Consider the following 13,269-nt stretch of genomic DNA (forward strand, 5'->3'; position numbering starts at 1 on the left):
AGGAATGGACATGTTTGAAAAGCTGCAAAGCGCCGCTACCGAGGAAGCGGCTTTTTTTTATTCCGCGTCTGCCGATGACGAAGTCGGGCGCAGTTGCATTGGCCACCTGCGCGGGGATTTCGGGCGCTCGGGCGAGGAATTTTGGGTGACCTGGTTTCCCCGGCGATCTCCCTTTGAAACGACGGCCTTTAAGGAAGAATTGGGCAAGGTGTTTCAAGCCATCGGCGATCAGGACGTGCTGAAAAGCCGTCAGCAAATGCTTCGCTTTTGCAGCAAGCACCCGGAGGCGCGCATCAAAGGCGCATGGAGCACGGACGTATACGGTTTCCGCATGGAGACGCCCGAGCACCGTTACTTCCTGCGCTGCTTTCCCTTTGCCGGGGATTACAACTTCTACTTGTATTGCTACGCACGCCCGGAGCGCGTGGCCGAGCAGCAGCGGCAAGTCCCCTCCACTCCCGCCGCGCAGAAGAACAAGACGGAGCCGCACCGATAGGAGGACACCATGAACGATCTAACGCGTTACCGGCTGCTGGCGGAAGCCTCGCTTCCCCCGGCGGCCAAGCTGCTGTACAGCTATTTGCTCGATTTGGCGGGCGGACGAAACGGAACGGTGTGGCTGTCCTCCCGCCGTCTGGCGGCAGAGGTCGGACTCTCCACCTCTGCCATTCGCCGCAATTTGCATCGTCTGGAGCAAAGCGGGCTGATTCATCGCACCTCCCGATATTCTGAGGAGGGCATTCGGCTGACCAACAAAATTACGCTTCTGTGAAGGGGGTGCCCATGTGACAGCCAAGCTGCAGCGCATTGTTGAGCTGTCGGCCCGCACGGCGCATGCGGTGGTGAGCGATACCGAACGATGGGCCGATTTCCTGCGGACCGCCGCATGGAACTACAAGTATCCGTTTCAGGATCAATTGCTGATCTACGCGCAGCGCCCCGACGCCACCGCCTGCGCCCCGATTGAGGTTTGGAATCACAAGCTGAACCGATGGGTCAAGCGCGGCGCGAAGGGTATCGCGCTAATTGAGGATCGGGGCAGCAGCCTGGGATTGCGCCATGTGTTTGACGTTTCGGATACGCAAAGCCGCCAGTCGCGCGCCGTGCCGCTCTGGCGCATGGACGAGGCGGATACGGAGGCCGTGCTTGAAACGCTGGAGAACGCCTTCGGCCACGAACGGGAGCCGGGCATGGAATTGCCCGCCTCTCTGCTGGCCGCGGCGCGGAACGCGGTGGAGGATCACAGCGCCGATTATGTGCGTCTGCTGCTCGCCGAGCGCGACAACAGCCTGCTCGAAGAGTTGGATGTCTTGCATGTCGAGTTGCTGTTCCGGAAAGCTGCGCAACAGGCTGTCGCCTATATGGTGATGGCCCGCTGCGGCCAGGAGCCGTCCCACTATATCAGTAGCGACGACTTGTCCGAGATCGGGTATTTCAATACCTTGCCCTCCCTTTCGCATTTGGGCGCGGCAATCAGCGATGTGGCGGAAACGATGCTGCGGGAAATCGAAACCACGGTGCGGGCCTTGCGCCGCGAGGTGCGCCGGGACAAGGAACGTCCGCTTTCCCGCACCGTTGCAAAGCCGAAATCGATCCCGCACAATGAGGTAAAACCACGCGAGAGGATGATCGAACATGGAACTGACTTACACGCAGAGTGGGGATTACCTGCTGCCGGATCTGGCGCAGCCCGAAGCGATGAGCATCGGGAAATACGGCCTGCTGCGCAAGACGTTTCTGAAAACCGAGCGCAAAGGCACCTACGCTCACCTGATGCTTTCGGAGCAGTTGAACCCGCATCTGACGGAGATCGACCGGACGGCGAGGGAGCAGATCGAGCGGACGCTGACAAGGCTGCTGGAGCTGCACCCGGCCCCGGACAAAGCGACCGACCTGATGGGCTGGACGGGTCACATGAACAATCTGAAGCAACAGGCGGAGGAACTGATTCTGACCGAGCTGGTGTATCGTTAAGATGGCACGACCGGGGAACGGAGGACAATCGTCTTCCGTTCTTTCATGACACGGACAAGATCAACGACATGCTGCGAACTGCGCCGCTCTTGAAGAGCAAGGCGGAGATCGCAGCTTTTTTTGATGGCAGCGACGATCCGCGCGAACGCATGTTGTATGTCAGGAGCCTGTTTCCGCCGGGACGAACGGAGCTGGAGCTGGAGCCGGACAACTGGCTCGGGGTGGAGCCTTACCAGAATGTGCTGCATATGTGGACGGGCCGAGCGGACGACCGGACGGCGCAAGGCTTCTACGATTGGGGCGTGATCGTAGGTCATATCCGCAGCATGCTGTTGCTGAACGAATGGGACCGAACGCAGCAGCCGGAGCCGTCCGTTCAACAGCAAACGATGTGGCTGGAGGAAGCCGCGGAGGAACGAGCCGCTTCCTTTGTCTGGCCGCAGGCGGTGATTGATGCCGTCCTGCAAAACGGCAGCGGCGTTGAGAACGGCAAGCTGCGGATTGCCCTTCATCTTCAGCAATCGCTGTCGGCGCAGGACAATATCGAGTTTTTGAAACGGGAATACGGGACAGGCGGCCGCGCCCCCGTGTTGACCGGTACGAATATCCACGAACATCATGACAGCAAGGGCATTGCCTTGGAACGCGGGTTTCGAGCAGCACAGGAAGATAGGTTGGTGCTGCCCTGGACGAAGGTGCAGAAGCGGATCGGCGAGTTGCTGGCCGCGGGGCGTTATCTGAATCGCCTAGAAGCGGAGCAGTTGCCTGCCTATGCCGAGCGGCTGGAGGAGCAACGCAGGCAGCGCGAAGCCGAAATGAGCGAACGGCGGCTTCCGTCGCCGGAGTCGCCGCTCGCGCCGCCCGATACCCCGCCGCGCGACCTGAAAAACCTGCGCCATGCGTATGCCGAGGGCAGTCCGGTTTTCATCGGCGCGGATGAATATGAGATCGTGCAACTGGAGGCACGCAAGGTATGGTTGCAGGATAAGCAGTTCCCGCTGTTCTCTAAGGAATTGAGCCGCGGGGAACTGGAACGTCTGCTGCTCGACAATCCGCTCAACGATCATTTGCTGACGGATGAACCGCTGTCCGAAGCGGAAGCGTTTTGGGAAACCGGTGAAACGGATGCACGAACGGATGAATCCGAAGAGCCGAGAGAACCAGCAGAATCAGCAAAACCGGAGCAAACAACGTCGGCGCAATCGGCACAAGACGAAGCGCCTGCTTCCGAGGCCGCTGCCCGCCCTCGTGAATCGGCGAACAATTACCGCATTACGGATTATGCCTTGGGCCACGGGGGCGCTAAAACAAAGTTCCGCCGCAACGTGGAAGCGATTCGTTTGCTCCAACAGTTAGAGCAGGACAACCGTCAAGCGAATGCGGAGGAGCAAGCGGTACTGGCGCATTATGTGGGCTGGGGCGGTATCCCGCAGGCGTTTGATGACGCAAACGCCCAATGGACGAGCGAATATGCCGAGCTGCAAGCGCTGCTGGACCCGGAGGAATACGCATCTGCCCGCGCTTCGACGTTGAACGCCCACTATACGTCTCCTATCGTTATTCAGGCGATGTATGAATGCCTGGAGCAGATGGGCTTTCGCAACGGCAACATTTTGGAGCCTTCCTGCGGGATTGGTAACTTCTTTGGATTGGTGCCGGAATCGTTTCAGGATTCGCGGCTGTTTGGCGTAGAGCTGGACGGCTTAACCGGGCGCATCGCTAAGCAGCTTTACCCGAAGGCGTCCATTGCGATCAGCGGATACGAGCGGACGAGCCTGCCGGACAGCTTCTTTGACCTTGCCATCGGCAATGTGCCGTTCGGCGGCTATGGCGTCGCGGACAAAAAATATGATAAACACAAGTTTTTGATTCACGATTACTTTTTTGCCAAAACGCTCGACAAGGTGCGGCCCGGCGGCATTATCGCCTTCATTACCTCTAAGGGCACAATGGACAAGCAAAATCCGGCCGTGCGCCGGTACATCGCGGAACGGGCGGCACTTCTTGGCGCGGTTCGTCTGCCAAGCAATGCGTTTCTAGCCAATGCCGGAACGGAAGTGACCGCTGACCTTCTATTTTTGCAAAAGCGGGACCGCATGATGACCGTCAGCGAGCAAAGCGAGCCGTGGCTGGCGCTGGCCGAGACGGCTGACGGCGTACCGATCAACGCCTACTTTGCCGCCCAACCGGATATGGTGTTGGGTACAATGGTATTCGATGATCGGATGTATGGCAATCGCGAGGAAACCACCTGCCGCCCGTTCCCGGATGCTTCGCTCGACGAACTGCTGCGCGAAGCGCTATCCAACATCCACGCCGAATGGGTGGAAACGGAACGCGAGGAACAGCCGGAGGAAGAAGTCGTCTCGCTGCCGGCCGATCCGAACGTGCGCAATTTCAGCTTTGCGTTGGTGGAGGGGCGTATCTATTTTCGCGAGAACAGCCGCATGCACCCGGTGGAAACCTCCGCGACGGCGGCGGGTCGCATCAAGGGCATGATTCAGCTTCGGGACACTGTGCGCGAGTTGATCGAATACCAGACCGAGGATGGCAGCGAGGAAGCGATCCGCGAGCAGCAGCGCAAATTGAACGTGCAATATGATCGCTTCGCGGCGCAGTACGGGCTGATAAACAGCCGCGCCAACAGTCTCGCCTTTTCGGACGACAGCTCTTATTTTCTGCTCTGTTCGCTGGAAATTCTCGACGATGAAGGTCGCATGCTGCGCAAGGCGGACATGTTCACGAAACGCACCATTCGGCAACGGACGCAGGTCGAGCGAGTGGATACCGCCTCCGAGGCGCTGGCGGTGTCCATTGGTGTCAAGGCCAGGGTCGATTTGCCTTATATGAGCGAGTTGACCGGCATTCCCGAGGATAAGCTGGTACAGGACTTGCGCGGTGTCATCTTCCCCAATCCCGAGCAAATGGACGAGAACGGAGAGCCACTCTACGAAACGGCTGACGCGTATTTGTCCGGTCCTGTACGCGACAAGCTGCTTATCGCCAAGCAGCTCGCAAGCTATGATTCCGAGCGGTACGCCGTAAACATCAAGGCGCTGGAGGCGGTGCAGCCCCCGGATTTGACGGCCTCCGAGATCGATGTCCGGTTGGGAGCGACCTGGCTGCCTCCCGACGTGATTCGCGATTTTATATTCGAGCTGCTGGATACGCCGCCGATGTTCCGCCCCTCCATTCAAGTGTTATATTCCGACTATACGGCGGCGTGGAACGTGCGCGGCAAGAGCGACGACCGAAGCAACAACATCAAGGCCAACGTCACCTACGGCACCGACCGGATCAACGGCTACAAAATTCTGGAGGATACGCTCAATCTGCGGGATGTGCGCATTTTCGATACCGTGACCGAAAACGGGGTCGAAAAGCGGGTGCTGAACCGGAAGGACACGGCCATCGCCCAACAAAAGCAGGAGCTGATGAAGGAGGCGTTCGGCGAATGGATTTGGCGAGATCCGCAGCGTCGCGAACGGTTGACGCGCCTGTACAATGACCGGTTCAATGCCATTCGGCCGCGCGAGTACGACGGGAGCCATATCCGCTTTACCGGAATGAACCCGGAAATCCGGCTCCGACAGCATCAAGTGAATGCGGTCGCCCGCACGCTCTATGGCGGCAATGCACTCTTTGCCCATTGCGTCGGTGCGGGCAAAACGTTCGCGATGACCGCCGCGGCGATGGAGAGCAAGCATTTGGGGTTGTGCAACAAAAGTATGTTCGTTGTCCCGAATCACTTGATTGAGCAGTGGGCCGCCGAGTTTTTGCAGCTTTATCCGTCGGCCAATGTGCTCGTGACGACGAAAAAGGACTTTGAGACGAAAAACCGCAAAACGTTTTGCGCCCGCATCGCCACCGGGGATTATGACGCGATTATTATCGGGCATTCGCAATTCGAGAAGATTCCGATTTCGATGGAGCGCCAACGACAGCAACTTGAAGAACAGATTTACGAGATTACCAGCGGTATTCGGGAATTGAAGGAAGCCAAGGGCGAGCGCTACGCAATCAAGCAACTGGAGAAGACGAAGAAGACGTTGCAGATCAAGCTGGAAAAGCTGACTGATACGAGCCGCAAGGATGACGTGGTGACGTTCGAGGAATTGGGCGTAGATCGGCTGTTTGTGGACGAAGCCGACTCGTATAAGAATTTGTTTCTTTATACCAAAATGCGCAACGTGGCCGGACTGTCGCAAACCGAAGCTCAGAAGTCGTCGGACATGTTCATGAAGTGTCGGTATTTGGACGAACTAACCGATGGCCGGGGCATCATCTTTGCCACCGGGACGCCGATCTCGAACTCGATCACGGAAATGTACACGATGCAGCGCTATTTGCAGTATGCGAGCTTGCAGAAGCAAGGCTTGCAGCATTTCGACTCCTGGGCTTCGACCTTCGGCGAAACCGTTACGGCCATTGAACTGGCTCCGGCGGGGACGGGGTATCAGGCGAAAACGCGTTTCGCCCGGTTCTACAATTTGCCGGAACTGATGAATATGTTCAAGGAAGTGGCCGACATCCAAACGGCGGATATGCTCCAGCTTCCGGTGCCGCAGGCACATTTTCATAATGTCGCAGTGCCGCCAAGCGAGTTCCAACGGGAGATGGTCGCCGATCTTGCCCGCCGCGCGGAGCAGGTTCGAGCTAAGGCTGTCGAGCCGCATGAAGACAATATGCTGCTCATTACCAACGACGGGCGCAAGCTGGCGCTTGATCAACGGCTGACCAATCCGCTGCTGCCAGATGACGAGGGCAGCAAGATCAGCGCCTGCGCGGATAACATTTATCGGCATTGGCAGGAAGGTAAGGAGCAGCGGCTCACGCAACTGGTTTTCTGTGATTTGTCTACGCCCAAGGCGGACGGCACCTTCAACGTCTATGATGAGATCAAACGCAAATTGATGGAGAAGGGCGTTCCGGAGGCGGAGATCGTCTACATTCACGACGCCAATACGGACGCGCAGAAAAAGGAGCTGTTTGGCAAGGTGCGAGCCGGACAGGTTCGCATCCTGCTGGGATCGACGTTCAAAATGGGGGCCGGTACGAATGTGCAAACGAAGCTCGTTGCCATTCATGACCTTGACTGTCCCTGGCGACCGCGCGATTTGGAGCAACGGTTAGGTCGCGTGATTCGTCAGGGTAATCAGAACAGCGAAGCCCATATATATCGCTACGTCACAGAGAATACGTTCGATGCCTATCTCTACCAGACGCTTGAAAACAAGCAGCGCTTTATCTCACAAATCATGACGAGCAAGTCGCCGGTTCGCTCCGCCGAAGACATTGACGAGGCGGCTCTTTCTTATGCTGAGGTGAAGGCGCTGGCGACCGGTAACCCGTATATCAAAGAAAAGATGGATTTGGACATTCAGGTTTCCAAGCTCAAGCTGCTCAAGGCCAACCATCTGAGCCAGCGGTATGCGTTGGAGGACAGGTTGCTCAAGCTGTTGCCGCAGCAGATCAAGTCCACGGAGGAACGGATAGCCGGGTACGAGCAGGATGTGGCCTTGTATGGCCGTCAGGGCGGCGCGAAGGAAAGCGGCGAGGAAGCTGCCTTTGCCGGGATGACGGTCAAGGAATTTATGTACAAGGAACGCGCATCGGCTGGGTCGGCGCTGCTCGATGCCTGCAAGGGAATGACCTCTCCCGATCCGCAGGAGATCGGCCATTATCAGGGCTTTTCGCTGTGGCTTTCGTTCGACAGCTTCAACAAGGAATACAAGGCGACGCTGCGCGGCGCGTTGGGTCATACAGTATCTTTGGGGGCCGATGCAGCGGGAAACCTGACGAGACTGAACAATGCGCTTGTTGCACTGCCGGAGAAGCTTGCCTACAGCCAGGACCAGCTTGTCACGCTTCGGAAGCAGATGGAAACGGCGAAGATGGAAATTGCAACGCCCTTCAAGCAGGAGGATGAGCTGCAAGTCAAGTCGGCGCGGCTTGCCGAGCTGAACGCGCTGCTGAATATGGATAAGCGGGAGAACGAGACGATAGATTCCGGCATGGCGGAGGATGAGCCGGAGCAGCCGGAGCGCAGAAGAACGAACGAACCTGAACGCTGAGATTTATCAAAGTCAAAAATGGGGGCCTTTTAGCCCGTCGAAATGAATAAGCTGAAACTGACAAGTCTGTTGCCGCCCGGTAGCAGACTTTATTGGTGTGGAATAAAGATGTTGACGGAAGGAGCGAGTCGATGGCCTATGTGAGCAAGGAGCAGATCGAACGTGCGAAGCAATGGGATTTGCTGACGTACCTGCAATATTTCGAACCCTACGAATTGGTGCGCTGTTCGCGAAATGCTTATACGACGCGCACCCACGGCAGCTTAAAAATATCCAACGGAAAATGGTTCTGGTGGGCTCGAGGCTTTGGCGGACGCTCGGCCTTGGATTATTTCATAAAGGTACGGGGAATGACGTTTACCGATGCAGTGCTGCATATCGACGAGCAAACTCCGGTGTCTTCCCCCGAACCACAAGCCGATTTACAGGCGAGTCCCCCTGCCCGATTCGAACTTCCCGAGCCTTATGAGGATGCCAAGCGTGTCGTGGCCTATTTGCGAAAGCGAGGGATTGCCCATGACATCCTCGATGCTTGCATACAGTCAGGCCGCGTGTACGAGAGCCGGAATTATCACAATGCGGTATTCGTCGGTTTTGATGAACAGCACACTCCCCGCTACGCCGCAATTCGCGGAACGACGAGCACTCGTTATATGGGGGAAGTACCGGGCAGCGATAAGCGGTATGCCTTTTCGCTTCCGGCAGACGGCGACTGTGCCGAACTACATTTGTTTGAAAGCGCCATTGACCTGCTGTCGTACTGTACGTTGGCGCAGCTCCAGGGAAAGGATTGGAGGCAAGATCATCAGTTGTCGCTTGCCGGTATACATGGCCCCGCTGAGGATAAGGACAAATCAGCGATTCCAGTTGCGCTCCTTTCCTATTTAAACCGCTATCCGCAAATTCAACGGCTAGTGATTCATTTGGACAATGATGAGCCGGGACGATTAGCTGCGGCGATGATTCAACAACAACTTGGTCAGACGTACTCGACGGTGAATGCGCCGCCCGCAAGGAAAGACGTAAACGACGACTTGATGGCGTATAGAAAACAGCGTGAGGCTGCCTCTCGTTAGGGCGTCGTACAGTGGCCTGTGATTTCCTCGCAAGCCATAATAAGAAGGTAACCATTTTAGGAGATTGGAGGTTAGCGGATGAAACCGACGGAGAGCTACGAGCAGGGTGAGCCATGTATGGATGAGGAAAAGATTGTCCAAGCACTTTATGGAGGCAGAGGAGCAAGCGCTGAGCGACAAAACGCGATATGATCATCATCAAGTCATGAGTGAGCTACGTAACCAGATCAATTTGAAGGAACGTTGAGACGGTTGTGGCCGATTTGAATGGAACGATGCTTCCACGGAGACGCTGTTCGCACGGCGTCTTTTTGTTTGCTCGCGGTCCCCCCTCTTTTTCCCGGCAGGTGCCTTGGAGCAACGTGTAACGTTGCAGCAAGCACTGAATTTGGTCTCCCAAATTCGGCTTGTTAGGGGCAAGCCCCTAATACCCCTGTCTCACCCGCACGCTATTTTGTCAAAATGACAGGCTTCAACGATGAATGTATATTTTCAAAAATGAAAGAAGTCATTCTGAAGTTCATCGAGCTGCTTTCTTAGAAGAAGGATGTGAACAAGTGAGAAGACGAGCGATTCGCATTCAGGTATGGGTGAACGATGATGAAAACGCAAAACTTGAGATGAGTGCAAAAAAAACGGGGCTTTCACGGGAGAGTTATATTCGATCCCTGATTAACGGTTATGTGCCGAAGGAAATGCCATCACCGGACTACTTCACGATGATGCGCGAACTGCACGCTATCGGCAATAACCTTAACCAATTGGCCGCGAAGGCGCATGTGATGGGCCATCTGGATCGAGGTATTTTTCAACAGGAAGCTGAACATTTACGCAGCGTTGTTCAGCAGATTCAACAAGCTGTGACGGCACCGGAACCAAGAAACGTATCACAAGGAAGTTCGAGCGTACATCCGCCGTAAGGGGAAATGCGTAATGGCAACAACCGCAATATGGGACGTAACCGACCGCCTAAAGCGTGTGTTGGATTACGCCACCAATCCCGACAAAACCGACCAAGCCCGTGGAACGAATGATGACTTGAAACAGGTGCTCGTATATACCAGCGCGGATGCCAAAACAGAAAGACAGCTTTTCGTGAGCGGAATCAACTGCGACCCTCGTACGGCCTACGAACAAATGCAGCGTACCAAGCAGCAATATCAAAAGCCCGATGGCATTATTGCTTTCCACGCCTACCAATCGTTTGCCCATGGCGAGACGACACCGGAAATCGCACATGCCATTGGTGTTAGGTTGAGTCAGGAGTTATGGGGGGAGCGCTTTGAAGTCGTGGTATCAACCCATTTGGACAAGGAGCATCTCCACAATCACTTTGTCTTAAACTCGGTATCGTTTCGGGACGGTAAACGTTACTACGACAACAGAGCCTCCTACGCTCTGATGCGACAAACTTCCGACCGGCTTTGCCGAGAACATGCCTTATCGGTCATCGTGCAGCCGGAATCTGGCAGGGCCAAACATTACGGCGAATGGCGGGCAGAAAAGGAAGGTAAGCCCACCTGGCGCGGTTTGATTCGTGAGGATATCGACGCAGCTATTGCCACTGCCATGACGATGACGCAATTATTCACGATCCTTCAAAAGAAGGGGTATGAAATTAAATCGAACGTCAAACATTGGGCAGTACGTCCGCCGGGTAAAGAGCGGTTCGTTCGATTGCGCAACCTTGGCGACGAGTACACAGAACATTCGATAAAAGAGCGCATTCTGCGAAATCAGATGCCGAAGCGTCAGCAGTCGATACCATTGCCGCGGCGCAGACGAGCGGTCATCGTTCGTAGCACTGTACACATCAGACGGAGATTTAGCGGCCTGCAAGCCTTATATCTTCGTTACTTATTCAAGATGGGGATTCTGCCCCGTTCCCGAGCGTCCCGTAAACGGACGTCTTTTTTGTTACGCGAAGACTTGCGTCACCTGAAGGCAATCACGGAACAAACCAAGCTGCTGTGTCGCCATTGTATATCCAGTTTGGAGCAATTAACGGGTTATCTTGATGGGTTGCAGACAGAGTTAAAACAGGGATACGGTTCCCGGAAAATGTTGTACAACCGCCTTCGCCGTTGTCAGAGCCCCGAGCAAATTGAGTTGTATAAATCGCAAATCGCTGAGCTTTCCCGGCAGCTAGCGAAGCTTCGAAAGGAGGTGAGGCTTTGTACGGGCATTCTTGTCAGATCCGGCGAACTGTCTTACAAGTTGCAACGTAACGGGGAAGAACAATCGAAACGAAAGGAGGTAGCTTCCTATGAGCAGCGGAACCGAGGCGGCCGATCAGGTCGTCAGTATGAGTCTCCGCGGCATTGAAGTCATGGCGAAAATTTCCGGCGAAGGTGCTAAGCATCTGGCGGTTTATTTGTTCGCGGCCCTGCAGGGACAAAAGCGTACAAGAGGCCGTATTCGTCTGGAAAGTTTGCTGCGCAGCGGCAAGGAATTGAAGGTGTTTGCAGTACGAAATGAAGATTTGCCGACTTTTTGCAAAGAAGCGAAGCGGTATGGTGTCCTCTACTGCGCGCTCCGTGACAAGAAAAATGTTGATGGGCTTTGCGATGTGATGGTGCGGGCCGAGGATTCGTCCAAAATCAACCGGATTGTTGAGCGCTTTAAGCTGGCGACCGTAGATACGGCCAGCATCAAGCAGGAGATTGTGAAGTCCCGTAATGAGAAGCAGTCGGGTGAGCATGAAAGGGCGACGCAACCACCGGAGCAACATGCGGGGACACCCGAAGAAGGAGCAAGCGAGCCGCCAGCGTCAAATAAGGAAGCGGCAGTCAGTGAGGATTTTTTGGACGATCTGTTGGGAAAGCCCGAGCCGGCGGCGGAGGTTCAGCCGGTAAACGAGCGGCAGGAAACCCATCATCCGGTAGCCGAGGTGTGGGAGGTCGGAATGGAGCAGGAGCCTCCACTCCCCCTCCTGCCGACACAGGAGGAGAAGGAAACGGAACCGTCCTCTCCGTCCCTTCCGTTCGCGCCTACCTCCGGGCGCAGCGTGGGATACGAAAAGGTTACGATTGATGACCATGAAAAGCCGAAGGAAAGAGTGTCTGTTCGTCAGTTGCTGCGTGAAATTCGGGAGGAAAACCGGGCAGCGGAGGCAAAACGACGGCAACGGGAACAGGAACCGCCGTTGCCGAAGCGTAGAGATCGCGGGAAAGCGGCGGCTGGTAGTAAAGCGCCCGTCCCGACAACCGGAAGTCGAAAGCGAGGGAAATCGAAATGAGCGAATTGGACGAGTTATTCCAGCCCCAGTCGTCTACGACCGCAACTCAGCATGAACAGCCCTTCGACAAAGAAGCCTGGGCGCAAAAAAAGCAAGAACTGCGGCAGTGGACGTATGAGACGATTGACGCTACCACAGTCGCCATCGCGCAAAACGGCGAACAGTTCCAGCATTATCTGGATGTGCAGAGCCGATTTGACCTCTATAGTGTCTCTAACGCGCTGCTTATTCTGGCGCAGCGTCCAGATGCTACTCGTATTGCCGATTTTGATACCTGGAAGGAGCAAGGGGTCTTTATCCGTCGTAAGGAAACCGGATTTTACATTCTGGAGCCGGGCGAGGAATACAAACGGGAAGATGGGAGTACGGGAGTCAGCTATAACCCCAAGAAGATGTTCGATATTTCACAAACGAATGCACCGAAACAGGAAGCTCCGATCTTGCTCGATATTCGCACACGCATCAAGGCATTGGCGATTCGTTCACCTGTTCCAATTTCGATTGGAGATGACTTGCCGGCAGAAGTCCATGCTCTCTATCAGCCGGATACGAGGAATATCCTGATAAGTCGTGGACTCGGGGGAGGTGGCATTTTTCGGGCGCTTGCCCAGGAGTTAGCTCATGCGGAGATGGATCGCGGCCATAACAACTACAGCCGCTCAGCTTACAATTTCCAAGCGTATTGTGCTTCCTACATGCTTAGCAAAAAGTTCGGTGTCGAAACGACTTCCTATAGCTTCGACAGGGTTCAAGAACGGCTTAAGGAGTTAGATCCGCAGCAAATTCGCGCCGAGTTATCGGTAATGAGGGATGCGACGCACAGTATTTCGCGTCGTATGCACCGTATGCTGGCCGGGCAGCGGCAGCAGCAACCGAGTCGAAATGAACCGGCTCGCTAGGGACAGCA

At 55.5% G+C, this 13,269-nt stretch carries 8 protein-coding genes; all 8 read left to right on the forward strand.

Features of this window, described 5'->3' with window-relative positions; translation table 11 throughout:
* Window positions 1–10 precede the first annotated feature (10 nt).
* The 8 genes from VQ071_RS11905 to VQ071_RS11950 all read left to right on the forward strand — a co-directional run bounded on the left by VQ071_RS11905 (window position 11) and on the right by VQ071_RS11950 (window position 13,261).
* A complete protein-coding gene (locus tag VQ071_RS11905) occupies window positions 11–496 on the forward strand; it encodes a hypothetical protein (protein ID WP_340514217.1) in 486 nt (161 codons plus the stop codon).
* 9 nt (window positions 497–505) lie between these two features.
* Window positions 506–772 (forward strand): helix-turn-helix domain-containing protein, encoded by a 267-nt coding sequence (locus tag VQ071_RS11910; protein WP_139603206.1) that lies wholly within the window; start codon window positions 506–508, stop codon window positions 770–772.
* Window positions 773–785: 13 nt separating this feature from the next.
* Window positions 786–8,048, forward strand: coding sequence for a helicase-related protein (locus VQ071_RS29290; protein ID WP_445293283.1), 7,263 nt, complete (start codon window positions 786–788; stop codon window positions 8,046–8,048).
* Between the two features lie 131 nt (window positions 8,049–8,179).
* Window positions 8,180–9,124, forward strand: coding sequence for a DUF3991 and TOPRIM domain-containing protein (locus VQ071_RS11930; RefSeq protein ID WP_340514219.1), 945 nt, complete (start codon window positions 8,180–8,182; stop codon window positions 9,122–9,124).
* A gap of 557 nt (window positions 9,125–9,681) precedes the next feature.
* On the forward strand, window positions 9,682–10,044 hold the full coding sequence (locus tag VQ071_RS11935) for a plasmid mobilization protein (protein WP_340514220.1): 363 nt from the start codon (window positions 9,682–9,684) through the stop codon (window positions 10,042–10,044).
* 13 nt (window positions 10,045–10,057) lie between these two features.
* Window positions 10,058–11,449 (forward strand): relaxase/mobilization nuclease domain-containing protein, encoded by a 1,392-nt coding sequence (locus VQ071_RS11940; RefSeq protein WP_340514221.1) that lies wholly within the window; start codon window positions 10,058–10,060, stop codon window positions 11,447–11,449.
* Window positions 11,391–12,362, forward strand: a complete 972-nt coding sequence (locus VQ071_RS11945) for a PcfB family protein (protein WP_340514222.1) — start codon at window positions 11,391–11,393, stop codon at window positions 12,360–12,362. The genes VQ071_RS11940 and VQ071_RS11945 overlap by 59 nt, the downstream gene beginning before the upstream one ends.
* Window positions 12,359–13,261 carry a hypothetical protein gene (locus tag VQ071_RS11950; RefSeq protein WP_340514223.1) on the forward strand — a complete coding sequence of 301 codons (903 nt, stop codon included), beginning with the start codon at window positions 12,359–12,361 and terminating at the stop codon, window positions 13,259–13,261. Before VQ071_RS11945 ends, VQ071_RS11950 begins: the two co-directional genes overlap by 4 nt.
* Window positions 13,262–13,269 lie beyond the last annotated feature (8 nt).

The sequence above is a fragment of the Cohnella sp. 56 genome, from assembly GCF_037963805.1.
GTDB lineage: Bacteria > Bacillota > Bacilli > Paenibacillales > Paenibacillaceae > Cohnella.

What these genes read in the sequence shown, in the direction of transcription:
- VQ071_RS11905 (WP_340514217.1), top strand. Translation starts at nt 11, where the DNA reads ATGTTTGAAAAGCTGCAAAGCGCCGCTACCGAGGAAGCGGCTTTTTTT.
- VQ071_RS11910 (WP_139603206.1), top strand. Translation starts at nt 506, where the DNA reads ATGAACGATCTAACGCGTTACCGGCTGCTGGCGGAAGCCTCGCTTCCC.
- VQ071_RS11930 (WP_340514219.1), top strand. Translation starts at nt 8,180, where the DNA reads ATGGCCTATGTGAGCAAGGAGCAGATCGAACGTGCGAAGCAATGGGAT.
- VQ071_RS11940 (WP_340514221.1), top strand. Translation starts at nt 10,058, where the DNA reads ATGGCAACAACCGCAATATGGGACGTAACCGACCGCCTAAAGCGTGTG.
- VQ071_RS11945 (WP_340514222.1), top strand. Translation starts at nt 11,391, where the DNA reads ATGAGCAGCGGAACCGAGGCGGCCGATCAGGTCGTCAGTATGAGTCTC.
- VQ071_RS11950 (WP_340514223.1), top strand. Translation starts at nt 12,359, where the DNA reads ATGAGCGAATTGGACGAGTTATTCCAGCCCCAGTCGTCTACGACCGCA.